The sequence below is a fragment of the Bacillus sp. FSL R9-9834 genome, assembly GCF_038006905.1.
In the GTDB taxonomy this organism is placed as follows: domain Bacteria; phylum Bacillota; class Bacilli; order Bacillales; family Bacillaceae_G; genus Bacillus_A; species Bacillus_A pacificus.
In genome coordinates this window covers 2,929,527-2,950,413 of record NZ_JBBOWD010000001.1, presented here as the reverse complement: position 1 = coordinate 2,950,413, position 20,887 = coordinate 2,929,527, and the positions used below count along the sequence as shown (strand labels likewise).

The window sequence follows — 20,887 nt, the reverse complement described above, 5'->3', positions numbered from 1 at the left end:
TGCTTATTTTTAGCTTATACTATTGGTATAGGTTATTAAGGAGTGGAGAATTATGAATACAAAGCTTTTTATGCTGGGTCTTCTTATGGAGAAGAATAGACATCCGTATGAAGTCCAGCAACTTTTAAAAAATAGTGAAATGAAATATTATATAAAAATTACAAAAGGCTCTTTATATTATACATTTGAGCAACTTGAAAAGAAGGGCTTTATAGAAGTTGTTGATATTATTCGTAATGAACAACGCCCTGAACGAACTATTTACGGTATTACTCAAAGTGGTAAACAAGAATTTGAGCATTTATTATTAGAGCAAATGATAAAGAAAGAGGATATGCATCGTCCTATATATGAAGCGTTACTTTTTGCACAATATGGGGAGGAACAATTAATTCTAGAACAGCTAAAAATTAAAATCTCTCAACTGACGTTATATCTTACTACTCTTCAAAAAGTATATGAAGAGAAGTGTGGAAAAGAGAGTTTAGCTAAGCTATATATATTATCTAGTGTCATTTTACATTTAAGAACAGAGTTAAAGATTTTACAGAGTTTATATAATAACGTAAAAAATGAAAAGATAGATAATATAGGAAATGATGTACTTAGAGAGATAGAAAATCAATGTTTATAATGAAGAAGATTATAAAATAAAAAGAACGATTGTTATAATCATTTAAAAATAACAGAAGTACTTGTTCTAATAAAAAATGAATTGTGCTTTAAGAATCAGAAGGGATAGCCATGCAAAATAAAATTATTGTTATGTTTCAAAAAGATTTTCGCTTATATGATAACCCAGCTCTATTTGAAGCTACTCAGTCCGGTGAGGTTGTTCCGGTATATGTACATGATGAAACTTTTTCAATGGGAAGTGCGTCAAAGTGGTGGTTACACCATGCAATAATAGATGCAAAGAAGCAACTTGAGGCATTGGGCTCTACTTTAATCATTCGTAAAGGAAGTACGGAGGAAGAAATACTTTCTCTCATAGAACAGTTAGGTATAACGGCTGTATATTGGAATATTTGTTATGATCCGGACAGATTACAATTTAATCAAAACATGAAAATGATGTTAGAAGATAAAGGTATTACATGTAAGGAATTTAATTCACATTTATTATTAGAACCGTGGATGATTAAAAAGAAAGATAACACTGAATATAAGGTGTTTACGCCTTTTTATAATGCATTTCAAAAGCAGGTAATATCTAAACCTATTAGTAAAGTGCAGCGTATAAAATGGGGAAGTTCTTTACCAGAAAGCTTATCTGTTACAGAATTACACTTGCTGCCGACTATACCGTGGACATCTCATATAGAATCAATATGGGATCCTACAGAAGAAGGGGCATACAAAACATGTAAGAAATTTTTCTCTAGCAAATTAGCCTCTTATAGTGAAGGAAGAGATTTTCCAAATCAAAATGCTCATTCGATGTTGGCACCTTATCTTTCATTTGGTCAAATATCAGTGAGGTGGATGTATCATTACTTAATCAATAAAAGTACCGAAAGACAATGTAGTCTTTTTGAAAAACAAGTGAATAGCTTTATCCGTCAATTAATTTGGCGAGAGTTTTCTTATTATTTACTATATCATTACCCATTTACAGTATATAAACCTCTTAATAAGAATTTTGAACATTTTCCGTGGAATAATGAAGAGGAGTTATTAACAGTATGGCAGAAGGGTGAAACTGGTTATCCGTTTATTGATGCGGGAATGCGGGAACTATGGCAAACAGGTTTTATGCATAATCGAGCAAGAATGGCTGTAGCCTCTTTTCTTGTAAAGCATTTATTAATTCCGTGGCAAGAAGGAGCAAAATGGTTTATGGATACACTACTAGATGCTGATATTGCAAATAATACCATGGGGTGGCAATGGGTTGCTGGAAGTGGAGCGGATGCATCACCGTACTTTCGTATTTTTAACCCGATTACACAAGGAGAAAAGTTTGATAAAGATGGAGAATATATAAGAAAATGGGTACCAGAATTAAAAGATATGCCTAATAAATATATACATAAACCGTGGGAAGCACCTGAGCATATTTTACAAAAGGCTAATATAAAGCTAGGAGATACATACCCTTTGCCAGTTGTTGATCATAAGGCAGCGCGGGAGAGAGCACTTTGTGCATATAAACGTATGAAAGAATTTATATAAAATACACGAGTCAATATGAATTTGATATGTAAAGGTTATAATGAAAAGTATAAGAAGGTCTATTTGCATATTAAATTTGTATTCATTGAAAGACCATACGAATCATATAGAGTTTCTAAAACCTTCTATTAAAAAAGGAGAATGTTTATGAAAAAATCTAGTATTCTAGTATTTTTACTAACATATGGTTTGTTTTATGTTTCTAGTATTTTATTTCCTATTGATCGTATGTGGTACGATGCACTAGAAAAGCCGTCTTGGACACCTTCTGGTATGACAATCGGAATAGTTTGGGCTGTATTATATGGACTTATTGCATTATCAATTGCAATTGTTTACAACAAATATGGATGTAAGCCAAAAACATTTTGGTTTGTATTCCTTTTAAATTACATGTGTAATCAAGCGTTCAGCTACTTTCAATTCAGTCAAAAAAATTTATTTTTAGCAACAGTAGATTGTTTACTAGTCGCTATTACTACGTTACTTCTCATAGCGGTTTCTTCCAGTTTATCTAAAGTATCGACATGGTTGCTCATTCCATATTTTGTATGGTCGGCATTTGCTACATATTTATCTTGGAGCATTTATCCCACTTTAACGGGCAGTAAGACCCCCACCTCCAAATGCAGCGAAAGAAAAGAATTTAGGTGGGGGATCAACTGCCCATAAAAGTCCGATTGGTTCAACTAATAATCAGTGGGGGATGAAGAAAACCCCCACTGATTAAAGTTTCACTTTATAGTATAAATTAAAGGCGTAAATAAAAACTTGAACATAATAAAAATGCTCGAGTTTTTATGCTTATTAATGATAATCTAAAATATAGAATATATACATCTTAGGGAGGCCATATGTGTGAAGAAATGGATAAAAATTACGCTATACTCTTTACTCGGTATTTTACTTATAGGAAGTATTACGTTTTTGACTTGGTCTCAGTTTACTTATAAACCAACGAAAGAGGCTTTGTTGTTAGTAGATGATAAAAAAGGTGAAGATCATATCGTTTTTGGAGAGAAAGATGCTAAAATAGGGGTTATTTTTTATCAAGGTGCTAAAGTAGAAGCGGAGGCTTATAGTTACTTGGGAGAAGCTCTTGCAAAAGATGGACACTTTGTAGTAATGCCTAAGTTACCATTAAACTTAGCGATACTTGGAATCAATGCAGTAGACAGTGTAATGGCACAGTATCCTGAAGTTCAAAAATGGTATGTTGCGGGCCATTCAATGGGGGGAGCTATGATTTCTAAGTATGCCTTTCAACATGAGGACAAGGTAGATGGGATCATTTTCTTAGGTTCTTATCCTGCAGATGACTTCTCTACGAAAGCGATTCCGATGTTATCAATTTATGGGGAAGTAGATGCTTTAGCAACTGTAGAAAAAATAGAGGACAATAAAAAGTTTATGTCAAAGAATACAACTATGCACATGATAAAAGGTGGAAACCATGCTCATTTTGGCATGTATGGTGAGCAAAAAGGTGATAATGCTAGCTTAATTACGCCAAAAGCACAACGAGATGAAACAGTGAAAGTAATTGAAGAATGGTTGTTGAAACAATGATAGACGGGAGAGCCAACTCATACGAGACGGCTCTTTTATTTAACTTCTATCTTCAATTTCCCTCTTATTTTCTCCGGAATATCCTCTTCAGCGATAATATCGTAAGAATACACATACTTTCCTTTTACATGAATTTTTAAGTAAGTTTTTCTTATAAAATCATTAGGTGTGTTCGTTCCAACTTTATATTCTGTTTCATTGCTTAATTCATCAACACCTTTTAGTGAGTACACAGCTCTTCCTTTATGATGATAATCTGGAATGCCATATCCCTTCGCAACGGCGTATACATTTTTTTCTTCAGCAATTGGATTAAATCTGTCTAAATCCCCGCGTAATATGAAAGGTAGTAAGTATATAGGAATGCCTATTGCTATTATACAAATTATAAATTTCTTCATGATCGTTTCTCCTTTTATCTATTTACATTTTTCAGTATAGATAAAAGTTCTTATGAATATAGAGGGGAATTCTTTAAGTTTTTCTTAAGAGTTATTTTATTACGGTAAAAGGAGCGAATCTCACATCGTTAGAGTCGTAACTTTGTATGATGATTCTTTTTTACATAACGAACGGATTTAGCTCTACGATATAATGCATTAGAAAAGTTTCATCCATATAGCATTTGGAATGTTACTGGGCAATCGATTTAAAATAGTTAAATATTACTTCTTGAAAGCACACTTTATTACCCATACGATTGTTTAGGATAGTATGTATCTTTATATAATCTTGATATAGATTTCTCTTTATCTTTCTATGAACATGAGATTATCTAAATATGAACAAGCTACACTCTCCTTAGAAAGAAGTGAGGAGAGGGATTTATGGAATATAGTAGAAAAAAAACATTTTGTTTATTAACTATCGCAGGACTAGGTATATGTATCGGTATGTCAAATAGTGAAAGTCCTATAAGTGAAAAGAAACCACCTGTCATTGTGCAAGAAGTAGAACAAAAACCAGAAGTAGTTGAAAAAGAGAATATATCAATAGAACAAGAAAAAGAGGTAATAAAGCCATTAGATGTTCCGCTTATCTTACAAAAACCAGAATTGATGCGCGGTTGTGAAGTAACAAGTCTCGCTATGGTATTACAATTTTCAGGAGTGAAAGTAGATAAAATGGAATTGGCTTCAAAGATACACTATGTCCCATTTCAAAGTAATGGTTTGAAGGGAAATATGCATAAAGGGTTTATCGGGGATATGGCTACTTTTGATAAACCAGGATTAGGTGTTTTTGTGGAGCCGATTTTAGAATTGGCAAAGTTGTATGTTCCGGATGAAAAAGTGATGAATCTAAGTTATAAAGAACCTGAACACATTTATGAAGCGATAGATCGAGGCCTCCCTGTATGGGTATTAACAAATGCTCGTTTTAAACGATTACCTGATAATCAATTTTATACATGGAGAACAGATACAGGGGAAATGAAAGTGACATATCATCAACATAGTGTTGTTGTGACAGATTATGATGAACAATATGTATATATTAACGATCCACTAAAGAAGGACAAACATAGAGCGATTAATCGAAATAATTTTGAACAGTCTTGGATTCAGATGGGAAGACAAGCGATGACCATTTCGATTTAAAGAGAACGTAGATTGGATGAGAATAGAAATGAAAAAAGTTTTAATTATAGAAGATGAAAAAATTATAAGAGAGACGGTAGCGCATTATTTCTCGCATGATGGATATGATGTGATAACAGCAGAAGATGGCCAGATGGGATTAGAGTTATTTGCTGCACATGATCATGATGTCAGTTTAATCATACTAGATATTATGCTTCCAGTAATGGATGGGTGGTCAATTTGTAGACGTATTCGCAAGAGCTCTAACGTTCCCATTATTTTATTAACAGCTCGAAGTGATGAGGATGATACATTACTTGGATTTGAACTAGGGGCAGATGATTATGTAACGAAACCATTTAAACCTGCAATTTTATTGGCGAGAGCAAAGCGTTTGTTCAAAGATACAAATCAAAATTTACAATTTCAGGACTGCATTCATTTATGCGGTATTCGCTTAGATAAATCAGCACGTTCTGTTTCAATAGATGGACAAAAGATAGATTTTACACATACAGAGTATGAAATTTTACAATCTTTAATGGAGCATAAGGAACAAGTATTAACGCGAGAGCAATTAATCACAAATATTTGGGGATATGATTATGACGGAGATGATAAAACACTAACTGCACATATGCGTAATGTACGTTTGAAACTAGGTGAGAAAGCAAAGCACATTACTACAGTTGTTCGTACGGGATATAAGTTTGAGGTAGAGAAATGATGAGAAAGAAAATTGTATTTCAGTTATTTTCTCTTACCTTTTTACTATGCTGCATGATCATCGCAACTATCTTTTTTGGACAAATGTATGTGATGAAGTATATGTATGTAGATAAGGAAAAAGAAAATGTTCAGAAACAATTAAAACAATATTATACATTTTACGAAGAACATAAACAGGATGAAAATAAACTCCAGAGTAAAGAACGATCATATGCTAACCAGCAAGGTATTATGATTGCTAGGCTTGATGAAGTAGCAAACATTAAGAAATTACCATCAGGAGATTACTATATAAAAGCGACTGATAAAAATGATCCAAGTCGAACATCTAAAGTCGTATTTAATAATTTAATTAACGCAAAGAGAGATATGGATTCTAACTTCAGCATTTTAATTACGAGTTTAATCGATAAGACGACCAAAACAGCTATCATGGATACAGTGAGTAAAGGGCCAAATAAGGATATCGTCGTTCCTACAACACTAAGGATAAAAGGATACGATGGAAACTTTGTAGCTCCTACATATCATCAGACAATGAAATACATGATGTCAGGCGCTAAAAATGGAATTAAAATTTTTTCAAAAGAAGAAAGTGATAAATATTATTACTTAGAAGGACTTGTAACAGAAATTAGCTTCCCGAATTATAGCAACCTAGAAATTGATAACACATTGTACAGTAATGAAGTATTTGCAAAGCGTATTTTGCAATTTCAATCGGATTGGATTAGCGATAAAGTAAAATTACGCGGAGAAGAATGGGTGCAGAATGAAATTAGTATAGATGGAATCAAGTATCTAGAAACGATAAAACCACTCATGAAAGATGGTCAAGTAAAGGAATTTATTTATACGCTATCTTCGTTACAACCAATTACAAAAGCAACAAATGTAATGAGTGATTATTACATATATATTATAGTATTTGTGCTGGTTCTATCGCTTATTGTATGTTTTTATTACTCGAGAATTATCACTAAGCCATTATTAAAGGTGAAGGAAGCAACGAAAAAAATAATGGAATTCCAGTTTCAAGACAAGCTTTCTATCAAGTCGAAAAATGAAATTGGAGAGCTTTCCTCTAACATTAATCAGCTCTCAGAAAGAATGGAAGGGTATATCAATCAGTTAAAAAAGGACTTAGAGAAAGAAAAGAAACTAGAACAGACAAGAAAAGATTTCATTGCAGGTGTTTCACATGAATTAAAAACCCCCCTCAGTGTGATGCAAATATCTGCTTCCATGCTGCAAGATGGTATTGCACCTGAAATGAATCAATACTATTGGGACGCATTAGAAAAAGAAATAGAGAAAATGAATGTACTAATTGATGAAATGTTAAACTTAGCTAAATATGAATCAGGAACATATCAAATACAGATGGAGCAAGTTAATATAGTTGACTTAATTCAAAAGGCAGAACAAGATTTACAAGTTCAAATTGATGAAAAATCCCTACAAATCAAATTAAATATAGATGATGTGTGTGTCAAGGGGAAAACGAATTTATTGGAACAGGTTATAACAAACTTGTTTACAAATGCGATTCGTTATACAGATGCAAAACAAATCATTGTGATTGATGTAAAAGAGAAACAACATGACGTATATATAGGGTTTGAAAATAAAGGTTCACATATAGCAGAAGAAAATATAGATAAAATATGGGATCAGTTCTATAGGGGCGATAAATCAAGAAAACGAGTATGTGGTGGAACGGGTCTTGGGCTGTCCATTGTAAAAAATATATTTGATTTACATGATGCGAAATACGGTGTGACCAACACTGAAGACGGTGTATTATTCTACTTCCATTTAGAAAAGTGGGATGGAAAACAGTAGTATAAAATAGTTGGAGTAAACAGTAAAGGTGCAAAATCTAAGGGAGAGAAGTGGCTGAAAGAAAATACGCATCGTGCAGGGTATATCATTCGTTATCCAAAGGAAAAGAAAAATATAACTGGTTATACGTATGAACCGTGGCATATTAGTTATATAGGAGATATTTCAAAAAATATATAAGGAAAAACTAACTTTAGAAGAATATATGAGATAAGAAAACTAAAGTGAATTGAAAATCTGTATTTTTTAGGGAATAGTATTTTATTTTAATAGATTCAAAAACTGCCTATTTAAAAATTTGATAGGCAGTTTTTTACTTTCGGGTACAAAATGAAATGATTTTATTTTGTTCATATATATAGAAAAAAACATATAAATACATCCAAAACACTAATCATTGCCCCTCGTTATTAGCAATAGGATAGCTACTTAAGGACAAAAAAGAATTCGCTAGTTTTTGTGCGAAATGTAAAGGGGGTTCTACCGATTGGATATGAATATACATAATTAATTCATTTTTTTACCAATAAAGTATTGCATCAAAATGCAAAGTTTTTCGAAAATAACTATTTTCGATGTGAGATGAAAATGGGGGAATATCTATTTAGAATCTAATAAAAAAGATAAGATTACGGAGTGTAATCTTATCTTCGCACTAATAATAATAATAATAATAAATTGTATTTTCAAGGTTTCAAAATGACTTTTATACAATCATCTTCACGATTATTGAAAATTTGATAACCGTAGCTCGCTTCTTCAAGGGGGATTTTGTGCGTAATAATCTCTTTTGGATCAAATTCTTTATTTGTTATTTTTTCAAATAGTTCCGGCATAAAATGAATGACAGGTGCTTGTCCCATTTTCAGATTAATATTTCTAACCCAAAATGCACCGAGTGGGAAGGCATTATAGTTGCCGCCATAAACGCCGGTCATTTGAACCGTTCCATATTTTCTTACGGCCTTCGTAGCAATTTGAATAGGGCCGAGAGTTCCACCTTGTAATTTCAATTTTTGTTCTAGAAATTCTAGGGGTGATTTTTTTCCATCCATGCCCACGCAATCAACGACTACATCCGCACCACCATGTGTGATTTCTTTTAAATGTTCTCCCATATCAGGAAATTTTGTAAACTCAAATACCTCAACATTGTTAATCTTTTTTGCATAATTTATCCGATAATCTAAGTAATCGACTGCAATTACGCGTTTAGCACCTTGCATCCAAGCGAATTTTTGTGTCATTAATCCAACAGGTCCACAACCAAGGACGATAACAGTATCACCTCGCTTAACGCCTGCGTTTATTACACTCCAATAAGCTGTTGGCAAAACATCGGATAAAAACAGTAGAGATTCATCTTCCAGTTCGCATGATTCTGGTATAACAAATGGAGTGAAATTTCCAAAAGGAACTTTTAAATATTCAGCTTGTCCGCCCGGATGATTACCAAATTTCTCTGTATAACCAAAGTATCCGCCAGAATCGTAATGGGGGTTGGAGTTGTCACATTGACTTTCCATTTCATGTTGGCAATAAAAACAATGTCCACAAGCAACGTTAAAGGGGATTACAACACGGTCGCCTTTTTTCACTTTCGTAACATCTGGACCTACTTCTTCAACAATACCCATTGGCTCATGGCCAATAATATATCCTTGCGGTAAAGGCATGTTCCCTTGATATAAATGTAAATCAGAACCGCAAATAGCGGTTGAAGTAATTTTTACAATAATATCATCTTTTTTCTCTAATTTTGCATCATCCACCTGTTTAACTTGTACTTGGTTTGGGCCTTGATAGGTTACAGCTTTCATCTCATATCTCCTTTTTGATTATTTCTCAAAATATACTTTCTATTTAATCGATTGGTGAAATAGAAATCTGTCTTTTATTTACTGAAGAGAATTAGGAAGTATATATAGTGTTGTTATGAAAGTATGTTATACCAGTTATTCTTTCTTATATGTTTTGCCCTACTTTAAGAAAAAAATCAATATTTATTCATATGCTAATTCCCATAAAAAGGATAACTATTATTTCATGATTCGTAGCATATTAAAAGCATTGGAGGTGAAACGATATGGCAAACAATAATAGTGGAAATCGTAATGAATTGTTAGTTCGAGGTGCTGAACAGGCTCTTGATCAAATGAAATATGAAATTGCACAAGAGTTTGGTGTACAACTTGGTGCAGATACAACAGCTCGTTCAAATGGATCTGTTGGTGGTGAAATTACAAAACGTTTAGTAGCAATGGCTGAACAACAACTTGGTGGTAGAGCTAACCGCTAAGTAAATTGACATACAATATAGTAGATATGTAAATCAATTTCTTTTGTATATGTGTAAAAATAAAAACCCTTATAGTAAATGGATTCTCACTCAAAGATTATTGATAATCTTCTTTCATAATCTTTGAGTATTTTATTTGTAAACTACTTTCCTAAACAATAAACACGCAGTGTTGGAAAGGTGTTTTCCATGCATAGTAGAAAATCTTTTGCAGGAAAAAGCATACTTAAAAATTTGATTTCAATATTGAAATCAATATTTATTATGATATTTTCGAAAGGGAGGAATTTAAAAATGGGTATATTAAGTGGAAATCCTCAAAACGAACCGTTACATTACGGAGAAGTATTTGATATTTGGAGTTATCTTTTAGCTGCACAAGGTGCAATTGCAAGCCATCAAGTGTTTATGAATCACACAGGTGACGAAGATTTGAAAAAGTTTTTAGAAAGCTTAATTGAAAATGATATGAATTCGGAAATAGAAGAGTTAAAAACTCTTTTAAAGGTTAATGGCGTAGCTTTACCGCCTGCTCCTCCAGAACGACCAGTTGCATCTATTGAAGATATTCCTCCAGGAGCACGTATTAATGATGTTGAAATAGCAGCAGCTGTTTCTGCAGGATTAGCAGCTGGACTTGTGACATGTAGTCAAGTGATGGGAAAATGTCTTCGAGAAGATGTAGGGATGCTATTCGGACAATTTCATATGAAAAAAGCGCAAGCAGGTGTAACTTTGCTGCGTTTAAGTAAGAAAAAAGGGTGGGTAGTTCCACCTCCATTACATGTAAGAAATTCTGATCAAGCTTAATAAACAAAAATAAAAAAGTGGCATTGGCCACTTTTTTATTTTTTAGATGTATCCCCACTTCGGATTTGTTTATTTAGTTTCTTAAATATAAAAAGTATTTTCATGCTTAATGTATCTTTTTGTCTACATATTTTCCATAATCAGGTACAGCAATTTTATCAAATTCTTGAACGAGTGTGTTGAGGCTTGTTGATAGCAAATCACCTGACATCGGTATCCCATGCCCAGTAACAGCAACTAGAGGCTTTAATTTTTCAAGCTTAATAACTGACTCTTTAGCGGCTTTCCAGTCTGTTGTTAAATAACGAGGTGGTCCGCTTATTTCCTGTTCCTGAGTAATTACTTTATATAAATATTCCTGTTTCACTGTAACAAAAGCGTCCCCAGCAATTAAAGTTCGGTCTTTTTCTCGGAATAATGAAATATGCCCTGGAGTATGTCCTGGTGTATGAACCCATCTAAACTCAGGCATATGAGGAACGGTTCCATCTGCAGGTAATACTTTTACGCTATTTTCTAAATCAATCGGTTCGTTAGGGAACAGAGGCGACATTTTCGCTACTATACCACCTTCAACTGTTGGATCTGGTTCAGGATAGCTTTGTTTTCCAGTCAGGAAAGGTATTTCCATTTGATGTGCATAGACTGGAACATCCCAATACTTGATGAGTTCAATTATTCCTCCAACATGATCAAAATGCCCATGAGTTAAAATAATTGCTTTTGGGCGGCTATTTGTACCAAATCGCTTCTCAGTAACAGATATAATTTCATTTGCACATTTAGGCATTCCAGCATCAACTAAAACAAAATTATCGGTATGCGGATTTCCAACAAAACATATGTTGACGATTTGAATCGTGTAGCAAAATAAATCAGGCAATACTTCGAGGCCATGACCACTCTCAATTGAAGTTGCTGGAATAAACTTGTAATCACTTCCATAATTCATTTCATTGTCCACTTTTTCTCCCCCTTAACTTATTCCAATATGACATTATAGTTCCCTAATTTTGAAAATCCATTTTTGGGGATGTCGTTTTCTCCCGCTTTAATGGGCAGTAAGACCCCACTGATTAAAGTTTCACTTTACAGTATACTGACTTTGTTTCTTACTCGTTTATTACATTTACTATCACAAGTGCCCTTATTAAAATGAGGAGAGAAACGTACTTGATTATAGGAAGTTTTTATTTAAGAGGAGGAACTATCATATGGCAAAGGTACTAATGTTTAATTTTCCAGGGGAAGGACATGTGAACCCAACTCTTGCACTTATTGAAGAATTAGTAAAAAGAGGGGAAGAGGTTGTTTATTATTGTGTAGAGGAGTATAAGGAGAAAATTGAAAAAACAGGAGCTTTGTTTCGTCCATATGAAAATTTTTTAGCAAAAGTAGACATGTTGAAAAGGATGAATGGAGAAATAGATCCCTCTGAACTATTATTACATATGGTAAAATCCATGGATAAAATAATAAAGATTGTTATAGAAGAGTTGAAAGAAGAAAAGTATGATTACGTAATATATGATAACAATTTTGCAGTAGGATGGATCATAGCTGAAGCATTACATTTACCTAAAATCTCTTCATGCACAACATTTGCAGTTACGAAAAAGTTATTTAACGCATTGATGAACAATCATAATGAAGGAGACAAAAAATCACCTCTTTATCAAGAAGTTACGCATATTTTAGAAGAGTGGCAAAAGGTATATGGCTTTTCTATGAATGAAAAGAAAAATGTAATGACTTGTGCTGGAAATATTACTATCGTATATACGTCTGAATTTTTCCAACCTGATGTGGAGGAATTGGATGATTCTTATATCTTTGTTGGACCCTCTATTACATCACGGAAAGATATGCAAGAAATTACTTTTAAAAAGAAGGAAGAAGAGAAACTCATTTATATTTCTATGGGAACTGTATTTAATCAACAGATGGATTTTTATTACATATGTTTTGAAGCATTTAAAAATTTTCCTGCTACCATCATATTGTCCGTAGGAAAACATATTGACATCAACCAATTGAAAAATATCCCATCTAATTTCAAAGTTTATAATTATGTGCCTCAGTTAGAGGTATTGAAACAAGCTAATCTTTTTATTACACATGGGGGAATGAATAGTTCTAGTGAAAGCTTATATTTTGGTGTTCCTATGATCGTTATCCCAGTTATGGGAGATCAACCGATAGTGGCCCAAAGAATAGAAGATTTAAAAGCTGGCATACAATTAAATCTAAAAAAGCTTACTCCAGTGACATTATATAATGCAGTAATGGAAGTATTATCGAATGATGTATACTTAGAAAATAGTCATAAAATCAAATGTACTTTAAAAAATGCTGGTGGATATATTAAAGCCGCTGAAACAATAGAACTATTTAAGTTGAAGACGGGTATTAAATAAGATGCCCCAGTTGCCAAACACAGCAGCTGGGGCATCTTATTATTTCTTCCTAACTTAATTATACCACGTAAATCAAGTTCAAAATAGACTGTTTCTTCTCAGTTACTCCTGCTACAATCAAGAACACATGCAAAGTAAGGAGAGATGTTATATGAGTTCTTTCATTCTCGATTTTCAGGAAATAGAAAAAACGCAGCTTTCACTTGTCGGTGGAAAAGGATTGAATTTAGGGGAGTTATCTAATATTCAAGGGATACAAGTGCCAGAAGGATTTTGTGTGACAACAGTAGGATATGAAAAGGCCATCGAGCAAAATGAAGATTTTCGCACTTTGTTGCAGCAGCTAACCAAGTTGAAGCGTGAAGACCGAGCTCAAATTGGTGAAGTTAGCAAGAAGATTAGAGAAGTCATTATGGCAGTACAAATCCCTACTGATGTAGTGGAAGCAGTAACTCATTATCTCTCACGTTTTGGAAATGAACATGCGTATGCCGTGCGCTCTAGTGCGACGGCTGAAGATTTACCGTATGCTTCATTTGCTGGTCAACAAGATACGTATTTAAATATTATCGGAAAAGAAGCGATTTTGCAGCATGTAAGAAAGTGCTGGGCGTCTTTATTTACAGAGCGAGCAATTATGTACCGCATGCAAAATGGTTTTGAACATAATCAAGTTTCTATATGTGTTGTCGTTCAACAAATGGTTTTCCCTGAGGCTTCGGGAATTTTATTTACGGCTGATCCGGTTACTTCTAACCGAAAGGTGCTATCAATTGATGCCAGTTTTGGACTTGGTGAGGCGTTAGTATCAGGACTGGTATCTGCCGATAATTATAAAGTAAAAGAAGGCAAAATTACCGAAACGATGATAGCGACTAAAAAATTAGCTATTTATGCTGTAAAAGAGGGCGGAACAGAGACGAAACAAATTGATCCGGCTCAGCAAAAGGTTCAAACATTGTCTGAACAACAAATATTACAACTAGAACAGATCGGAAGACAAATTGAAGCTTATTTTGGCTGTCCACAAGATATAGAATGGTGTTTAGTCGATAACGTATTTTATATTGTCCAAAGTCGCCCCATTACGACTGTATATCCAATTCCTGAAGAAAATGATGGGGGAAATCATGTGTATATATCAGTTGGTCACCAACAAATGATGACCGATGCGATGAAACCGCTTGGGTTATCTTTTTTCCTGTTAACGACTAATGCTCCTATGCGTAAAGCGGGAGGACGGCTGTTTGTTGATGCTACACAACAATTAGCTTCACCTGCTAGCAGAGATTATTTAATAAATACTTTAGGAAAATCAGATCCACTCGTAAGAGATGCATTAACGACTATAATCGAGCGAGATCATTTTATTAAATTATTACCGGATGAAGAAAAAGAAAAGAGTGCTAGCAAAAGTAAGCCACCAGTAAGTTCGCAACAAAAAATCGAAATTGATCCAGCAATCGTTACAGATTTAATAAAGAATAGTGAAGCATCAATCGAAGAGTTAAAACGAAACATGCAAACGAAATCAGGAACGGATGTACTTGATTTTATTTTGGAAGACATCCAGCAATTAAAGAAAGTATTATTTAACCCGCAAAGTACGGCTGTCATTATGGCAGGCATGAATGCTTCGGCTTGGATCAATGAAAAAATGGAGCAATGGCTAGGCGAAAAAAATGCAGCAGATACGCTTTCTCAATCGGTACAAAATAATATTACATCTGAAATGGGTTTAGCATTAATGGATGTTGCGGATGTGATTCGGCCGTACCCAGAAGTTATTGCGTATCTACAACATGTAGAAAACAATAACTTTTTAGATGAAATAGTTCAGTTTAAAGGTGGAGAAGAAGCCCGAGATGCGATTCGAACTTTTCTAAATAAATACGGAATGAGATGTAGCGGAGAAATTGATATTACGAAAACGCGCTGGAGTGAAAAGCCAACTACAATTATTCCGATGGTTTTAAATAATATAAGAGACTTTGAAGCGGGTGCTAGTAAACGGAAATTTGAAGAAGGACTGCAAGAAGCCTTGAAAAAGGGAGAAGAATTATTAGAGCGATTGCAGCAATTGCCGGATGGAAAACAAAAGGTAGAAGAAACGAAGCGAATGATTCGTAATATACGTAATTTTATCGGTTATCGTGAATATCCGAAATACGGTATGATTAATCGCTATTTCATATATAAGCAGGCGTTGCTGAAAGAAGCTGAGCAACTTGTGCAGAGCGGTGTCATTCATGAAGTTAATGATATATACTATCTAACTTTTGAAGAGCTTCACGAAGTTGTTCGCACGAATAAACTAGATTACGAGCTGATACAAAAACAAAAAAATGATTACAAATTATATGAAAAACTAACGCCTCCTCGCATCATGACGTCTGAGGGAGAAATTATTACAGGTAAATATAAACGAGAAAACCTCCCGGCTGATGCGATTGTAGGCCTGCCTGTTTCTTCAGGAGTGATTGAGGGAAGAGCTCGCGTGATTTTAAACATGGAAGAAGCGAATTTAGAAGAAGGAGATATATTAGTTACTGCGTTTACTGACCCCGGCTGGACACCGTTGTTTGTGTCTATAAAAGGATTAGTCACTGAAGTTGGCGGACTTATGACGCACGGAGCAGTAATTGCACGTGAATACGGATTACCAGCAGTCGTTGGAGTAGAGAATGCTACAAAATTAATAAAAGACGGACAACGAATTCGGGTACATGGGACTGAAGGGTATATTGAAGTGTTGTAATGAAATAAAAGATCATCCGCTATTATAGTGGATGATCTTTTCATATATACTTGACTTATTTCTTTAAACCAGCCGCATAAAAAGGTCCATGAACTGCGATTGTTGATAAAATACGAGCAATTTCCGCTGGTGTTTCTTTTTGTCCGTTATTTAACCATTGCTGAATCACACCAATATGAGCAGATGCCATATAAGAGGTTAAGTATTGGCTTGGGACAAGTAAATTCTCTTTATTAATGAGAGCGCCATTCGTATCTTCAAATATTGTTTTCCACATAAAGTCTTTCAGTTTTGTTTGGAAAGATAAATCTCCTTTTGGACTTAATACAGCTTTCATAAAATCACTATTTTCATTTAGAAATTCAAGAATAGAAGTGATGAGTATAAACGGCATTGTTGGGGAAGGGCTTGAGCCGAGATCAGCAATAACTTCCGGAAGTTTCTGTTTAGCAATGCTAGAAAACTTATACATAATTTCTTCTTGGCATTTCGTCATTAAATCAAACTTATCTTGATAATGTGCATAAAACGTACCACGATTTATGTTTGCTTTCGTTGTAATATCTTTCACTGTAATGGCGTCAAAACCTTTTTCTTCAATTAATTCCACAAACGCATTTCGTATGGCAGTTTTCGTGCGAACAACACGTAAATCTAAATTACTCTCACGCAAAATAGGTTCCTCCTTAATTTTAGCCAACACATTTTAAGAATGTGTCTTATAACCGACACATTCACGATTTTTGATTATTGTATAAGGTTCAACTCAAACATATAATTCAAATATAAATAAACAACACGTTGTTGGTTATTATAAATCAAATGATAGGAGGAGAAAAGAAAATGTTTAAAAATAAACTTTTATGGTTATCACCAGTTATTGCACTACTTGTTGTTTTTATTTTTTCATTAACGTTATTTCCAACCGTTCAGCCTCAGCCGAAAAACTTGCCAATCGCAATTGTAAATGAGGATCAAGGAGTAGAAATTCCGAATCAACCGAAGATGAATATGGGGCAAACGATTGTTGATAATATGAAAAAAACATCAAAATCAGAGGAAGAACCCGCAGTGAAGTGGGTAGAAGTGAAAAATAAAGAAGTAGTTCAAAAAGGCTTAAATAATCAAGAGTATTACGCAGCATTAGTTATTCCAAAAGACTTTAGTACAAAACAAGCATCATTACGAACACCGCAGCCATCTTCGCCAGAGGTAGAAATATTCATCAATCAAGGAATGAATACAGCAGCATCATCTATGGCAGGACAAATGTTAAATGGGATCGTTGATAATATGAACAATACTGTTCGTACTCAGCTCCTAGATGGATTAAAAGCAAAAGGAGCTACATTAACAGCAGATCAAGTTTCAAATGTAGTAACACCGATTACAAAGAAAGTGACAAATGTAAATGAAACCGGCAAAAATAGTGCGAACGGTAACTCGCCAATGTCTTTATTCCAACCGTTATGGATTGCAAGTTTAGCGAGCGCAGCAATTATCTTTATGGCGATAAGTAAAATGCCGATTCGTACAAGAAACGAAAACTTCGTATTAAAACTAAAGCAAATCGTAACAGGCGCAATTGCTGCATTTGTTATTGGATTCGGTCTTACATGGATTGCGGATGGAATGGTAGGATTAAATATTTCAAATTTCACTGATACAGCACTATTTTTATCTATTACATCCTTTAGTTTCTTCTTAATGATATCGGCCGTACTTTCATTAGTTGGACTAAAAGGAATTGGTGTATTCGCACTCTTACTATTCTTTGGGGCACCGTTATTATCATTAGCACCGGAAATGTTGTCGCCATTTTATCAAGACTGGGTGTACGCATGGTTGCCAATGCGATTTATGATTGAAGGACTGAGAGAAATATTCTTCTTCGGAAAAGGGTTAAGCTGGAGTACACCTCTTACTGTACTCGTTTGGATTGGTGCGGTAAGTATGGCTATTATTCTATTGACTGCTTTCAAACGTAGTGCAATAAAGGAACATAAAACAGAATTAAACGCTTAGAAAAAAGAACGTTTCACTCGTAGTGAAGCGTTCTTTTTGTGATGAAATAATTATTAGTCTATAGGGAAATGAAGAGTTCGCATTTGTGGTTCTTTTTGTATACATGCTCCTGCTATTACAAATTGCATAAAATGTTATGCGGAATAATGGAGGGGATACAGTGTATAATTGGAATTATTATGATTCGTATAGGCAAAATGATAAGCTGATTCGCGATATTGAGAAAGCAATTAATGGAGAGTTTAGTGCAATAAGTTGCTATGCGAAATTAGCCAACATGGCTCCAAATGCGGCGGAACGAAATCAAATTCTTGAAATTCGTAACGATGAAATAAAGCATTTCCATCATTTTGTACAAATCTATACAAATTTAACTGGTCAGCAGCCGAAACCACAAATTACGGAAGATTGTCCAAATACGTACTTACAAGGATTAGAATTCGCTATACAAGATGAACAGAAGACAGTAGATTTTTACTTAGAAATTTCAGATGAAACATCGGATGCACATTTGAAAGAGTTAATGCGCAGAATAGCTGCCGATGAACAAAATCATGCGGTGTGGTTTTTATATTATTTTGTGAAGACGAAGTGAATGAAAAATAAATAGAAGAAAAAGCACCTTAGTTGAATGTAACAACTAAGGTGCTTTTATATATTTAATTTAAAGCAGGAGCGAACCATTGGGAGTTAAATTTCATATTGTCTCCAACTCGTTCAAGATTTGCTTTTGCTAAATTATTATTTTTTTGGTGATATGGAACTTCCCAGAAAATCGTTAATTCTTGTACATTCTTTTCTGATTTACCCACTTTAGCTCCGATGTCATTATTATACATTTCAATCATATCTTTAGATGTTTTCGCGCTATTTTTTGCATCGAATGATAAGTGGACTAAAGCGATATAATCATCAGGAGTATCAGTACCAAGATTTTCGTTTATTTTAATCTCTTTAATAGATACGCCGTGTAATTCTTTTACGATAGATGTAATATTGTTTTTAATCTTATCTTGCGGTGTAGCAGCCTCTTTAGATTGCTCTTGTTTCTGTGTAGTAGCAGTTTTTTTAGGGGCAGTTTCTTCTTTTTTACTACCGTTGTTACCCGCGATAAAAAATACTATAATGACTGCAACAGTCCAAAACCACCATTTTTTATAAAAAGGTTTTTTCATATGTATTCCTCCTAATAGATATGTAGCAGTGCTCATTATATCAGTGTTTAAAGGATTTACGTTTTTTTAGAAAAGTACTATTGTTTAATCAAATATTAAAAACCTTGATAATACTTGCTTTTCAATGATTCATATGCCCGATTAGGTAATAATTACCGCTTTTTATTCGGGGAAGAAAGAGAATTGATTATGATTTATAAGGGAGGTACAAACAAATGAAAAGAGGAATTACAGTAGATATTCCAAATGAATATGATAATTTACTTTGGAAAGTGTTAAAGCCAATTGATATTTCTTCATATGATTGGTGGGTAGGGAGTGAAGAGTCATGCTTAGTAGCACGTGGTGGATTGGATGAGGCATTATTTCCAGAAGAACCAAGTATAGTGGAAGGATCAGATTTGAAAACTTTATTTAAAGACAACATATATTATGTTATTTTTGCAGATTTAAAAGCGTATTCAAAAGGAGAGGAAGTAGTAGATATTGAGACATATGAAGAATTTAAAGAGAGTAAGTGTGAATTAGTTTTACTAGTTGCGGATTGTACATACGTCACGATTTACGCTAAAGATCAAAAAAAGATTGAACTGATGTATGAAAACGCAAGGAATCAAGGTTATTATGTTGAATACGTTACAGACGAAAATGACGGTAGAACGCGATTATCAGTATGATAGTCATTTGAAAGGGGAACGGCAATATGGAGAGAACTACAGTTAAAGAATATACAATTCGAATTGCTACGGAAGAGGAAAGTGATAGCATTATCACGCTATTAAAAGAAGTGGCACAGTGGCTACAACATAAAGAAGTGGATCAGTGGCAGTATCTGTTAGGAGAAGAAGCTACGGCTGAAATACTAGAAAGTATAAAAGAGAAATATACATATGTGGTTACGAAAGGAGATGAAATTGTCGGTACGGTTACAGTATCTCCTAAACAAAATGAATGGGATGAATATATTTTTGGGAAAGAGGAAGTTTCTAATTCATTATATATTCATAGATTTGCGGTGAAACGGAAGTATAAGGGGAACGGAATAGGAGAATGGATGTTACAGTGGATAGAAGAGAATATACAACATGATAAAGAGTTTTTAAAACTAGATTGTGTAGGGCATAATCGCATATTAAATGATTTTTATAAGAGAAATGGTTTTGAATATGTTGGCAGTACAGATGGACTTAGTAAGTTTCAAAAGAAAAGGGGATAGTGAATGAATCAAATTGATACTGGTTTAGTAGAAAGGTATTTCAAGAAGTATTGCAAATAGATGAAGAAACATGGAATAGAGCAAGAGGATGGGCACTTTGGAAAGCGTTAATTACATATGATGCGAATAAGACTAGTAATAAGATAGTAGTAGACGAATCATATCGTGTGATTCAAGTGATTGCGAATGATTATAAGAGGTAGTAGAAAAAGCCTATTTCAAAATAGGCTTTTTCATATGGTGAAATATTAGAAATTGAAAGAAGGAATCTAACATAATTATACAG

20 protein-coding genes and 3 pseudogenes are annotated in these 20,887 nt (G+C 34.0%); 17 read left to right on the top strand and 6 right to left on the bottom strand.

Features of this window, described 5'->3' with window-relative positions; translation table 11 throughout:
• Nucleotides 1-52 precede the first annotated feature (52 nt).
• From MKY00_RS15320 to MKY00_RS15305, 4 genes are all read left to right on the top strand, one after another.
• Nucleotides 53-634, top strand: a complete 582-nt coding sequence (locus MKY00_RS15320; RefSeq protein WP_001093178.1) for a PadR family transcriptional regulator — start codon at nucleotides 53-55, stop codon at nucleotides 632-634.
• A gap of 110 nt (nucleotides 635-744) precedes the next feature.
• On the top strand, nucleotides 745-2,175 hold the full coding sequence (locus tag MKY00_RS15315) for a cryptochrome/photolyase family protein (RefSeq protein WP_016717915.1): 1,431 nt from the start codon (nucleotides 745-747) through the stop codon (nucleotides 2,173-2,175).
• A 147-nt stretch (nucleotides 2,176-2,322) separates the two neighbouring features.
• Nucleotides 2,323-2,847 (top strand): TspO/MBR family protein, encoded by a 525-nt coding sequence (locus tag MKY00_RS15310; RefSeq protein ID WP_016717914.1) that lies wholly within the window; start codon nucleotides 2,323-2,325, stop codon nucleotides 2,845-2,847.
• Nucleotides 2,848-3,033: 186 nt separating this feature from the next.
• Nucleotides 3,034-3,744, top strand: coding sequence for an alpha/beta hydrolase (locus tag MKY00_RS15305; RefSeq protein WP_016717913.1), 711 nt, complete (start codon nucleotides 3,034-3,036; stop codon nucleotides 3,742-3,744).
• A gap of 35 nt (nucleotides 3,745-3,779) precedes the next feature.
• Here MKY00_RS15305 and MKY00_RS15300 read toward each other — a convergent pair whose 3' ends face one another.
• Nucleotides 3,780-4,145 (bottom strand): YxeA family protein, encoded by a 366-nt coding sequence (locus MKY00_RS15300; RefSeq protein WP_016717912.1) that lies wholly within the window; start codon nucleotides 4,143-4,145, stop codon nucleotides 3,780-3,782.
• A 426-nt stretch (nucleotides 4,146-4,571) separates the two neighbouring features.
• Between MKY00_RS15300 and MKY00_RS15295 the strand changes: the two genes are divergently transcribed.
• The 4 genes and pseudogenes from MKY00_RS15295 to MKY00_RS15280 all read left to right on the top strand — a co-directional run.
• Nucleotides 4,572-5,345: a C39 family peptidase gene (locus MKY00_RS15295; RefSeq protein ID WP_016717911.1), complete on the top strand. Its 774-nt coding sequence runs from the start codon at nucleotides 4,572-4,574 to the stop codon at nucleotides 5,343-5,345.
• 28 nt (nucleotides 5,346-5,373) lie between these two features.
• Nucleotides 5,374-6,054: a response regulator transcription factor gene (locus MKY00_RS15290; protein WP_029141142.1), complete on the top strand. Its 681-nt coding sequence runs from the start codon at nucleotides 5,374-5,376 to the stop codon at nucleotides 6,052-6,054.
• Nucleotides 6,054-7,901, top strand: a complete 1,848-nt coding sequence (locus MKY00_RS15285; RefSeq protein WP_016717909.1) for a HAMP domain-containing sensor histidine kinase — start codon at nucleotides 6,054-6,056, stop codon at nucleotides 7,899-7,901. Before MKY00_RS15290 ends, MKY00_RS15285 begins: the two co-directional genes overlap by 1 nt.
• A 30-nt stretch (nucleotides 7,902-7,931) precedes the next feature.
• Nucleotides 7,932-8,115, top strand: a pseudogene (locus MKY00_RS15280) (D-alanyl-D-alanine carboxypeptidase family protein); the annotation flags it as partial.
• A gap of 180 nt (nucleotides 8,116-8,295) precedes the next feature.
• Here the strand turns inward: MKY00_RS15280 and MKY00_RS30195 are convergent.
• Nucleotides 8,296-8,418: pseudogene (locus MKY00_RS30195) on the bottom strand (DUF1259 domain-containing protein); the annotation flags it as partial.
• A gap of 169 nt (nucleotides 8,419-8,587) precedes the next feature.
• Nucleotides 8,588-9,721 (bottom strand): zinc-dependent alcohol dehydrogenase, encoded by a 1,134-nt coding sequence (locus tag MKY00_RS15275; RefSeq protein ID WP_016717908.1) that lies wholly within the window; start codon nucleotides 9,719-9,721, stop codon nucleotides 8,588-8,590.
• Nucleotides 9,722-9,987: 266 nt separating this feature from the next.
• On the opposite strand from MKY00_RS15275, the gene sasP reads away from it, so the two are divergent.
• Both sasP and MKY00_RS15265 read left to right on the top strand, forming a co-directional pair.
• Nucleotides 9,988-10,200 (top strand): small acid-soluble spore protein, SasP family, encoded by a 213-nt coding sequence (gene sasP, locus MKY00_RS15270; protein WP_000002833.1) that lies wholly within the window; start codon nucleotides 9,988-9,990, stop codon nucleotides 10,198-10,200.
• 294 nt (nucleotides 10,201-10,494) lie between these two features.
• Nucleotides 10,495-11,010 carry a DUF3231 family protein gene (locus MKY00_RS15265; protein ID WP_062821135.1) on the top strand — a complete coding sequence of 172 codons (516 nt, stop codon included), beginning with the start codon at nucleotides 10,495-10,497 and terminating at the stop codon, nucleotides 11,008-11,010.
• 106 nt (nucleotides 11,011-11,116) lie between these two features.
• Here the strand turns inward: MKY00_RS15265 and MKY00_RS15260 are convergent, their stop codons facing one another.
• Nucleotides 11,117-11,974, bottom strand: coding sequence for an MBL fold metallo-hydrolase (locus MKY00_RS15260; RefSeq protein ID WP_016717906.1), 858 nt, complete (start codon nucleotides 11,972-11,974; stop codon nucleotides 11,117-11,119).
• 250 nt (nucleotides 11,975-12,224) lie between these two features.
• On the opposite strand from MKY00_RS15260, the gene MKY00_RS15255 reads away from it, so the two are divergent.
• Together MKY00_RS15255 and ppsA are read left to right on the top strand one after the other, a co-directional pair.
• Nucleotides 12,225-13,427: a macrolide family glycosyltransferase gene (locus MKY00_RS15255; RefSeq protein WP_016717905.1), complete on the top strand. Its 1,203-nt coding sequence runs from the start codon at nucleotides 12,225-12,227 to the stop codon at nucleotides 13,425-13,427.
• A gap of 151 nt (nucleotides 13,428-13,578) precedes the next feature.
• The gene (ppsA, locus tag MKY00_RS15250) at nucleotides 13,579-16,185 is read left to right on the top strand and encodes a phosphoenolpyruvate synthase (protein ID WP_016717904.1); all 2,607 of its coding nucleotides are present in this window, start codon (nucleotides 13,579-13,581) and stop codon (nucleotides 16,183-16,185) included.
• A gap of 55 nt (nucleotides 16,186-16,240) precedes the next feature.
• Here the strand turns inward: ppsA and MKY00_RS15245 are convergent, their stop codons facing one another.
• The gene (locus MKY00_RS15245) at nucleotides 16,241-16,858 is read right to left on the bottom strand and encodes a TetR/AcrR family transcriptional regulator (RefSeq protein WP_016717903.1); all 618 of its coding nucleotides are present in this window, start codon (nucleotides 16,856-16,858) and stop codon (nucleotides 16,241-16,243) included.
• A 170-nt stretch (nucleotides 16,859-17,028) separates the two neighbouring features.
• Between MKY00_RS15245 and MKY00_RS15240 the strand changes: the two genes are divergently transcribed.
• A complete protein-coding gene (locus MKY00_RS15240) occupies nucleotides 17,029-18,210 on the top strand; it encodes a YhgE/Pip domain-containing protein (RefSeq protein ID WP_016717902.1) in 1,182 nt (393 codons plus the stop codon).
• Nucleotides 18,211-18,370: 160 nt separating this feature from the next.
• Complete coding sequence (locus MKY00_RS15235) at nucleotides 18,371-18,805, top strand: ferritin-like domain-containing protein (RefSeq protein ID WP_016717901.1); 435 nt, start codon at nucleotides 18,371-18,373, stop codon at nucleotides 18,803-18,805.
• Between the two features lie 64 nt (nucleotides 18,806-18,869).
• Here MKY00_RS15235 and MKY00_RS15230 read toward each other — a convergent pair whose 3' ends face one another.
• Nucleotides 18,870-19,385 (bottom strand): hypothetical protein, encoded by a 516-nt coding sequence (locus MKY00_RS15230; RefSeq protein ID WP_016717900.1) that lies wholly within the window; start codon nucleotides 19,383-19,385, stop codon nucleotides 18,870-18,872.
• 215 nt (nucleotides 19,386-19,600) lie between these two features.
• Here MKY00_RS15230 and MKY00_RS15225 point away from each other — a divergent pair, with 215 nt between their 5' ends.
• The 3 genes and pseudogenes from MKY00_RS15225 to MKY00_RS15215 form a co-directional block, all read left to right on the top strand.
• Complete coding sequence (locus MKY00_RS15225) at nucleotides 19,601-20,062, top strand: DUF2691 family protein (RefSeq protein ID WP_016717899.1); 462 nt, start codon at nucleotides 19,601-19,603, stop codon at nucleotides 20,060-20,062.
• Nucleotides 20,063-20,088: 26 nt separating this feature from the next.
• Nucleotides 20,089-20,601, top strand: coding sequence for a GNAT family N-acetyltransferase (locus MKY00_RS15220; protein WP_000442625.1), 513 nt, complete (start codon nucleotides 20,089-20,091; stop codon nucleotides 20,599-20,601).
• A gap of 26 nt (nucleotides 20,602-20,627) precedes the next feature.
• A pseudogene (locus MKY00_RS15215) lies at nucleotides 20,628-20,804 on the top strand (aminoglycoside phosphotransferase); the annotation flags it as partial.
• Between the last annotated feature and the right edge of the window lie 83 nt (nucleotides 20,805-20,887).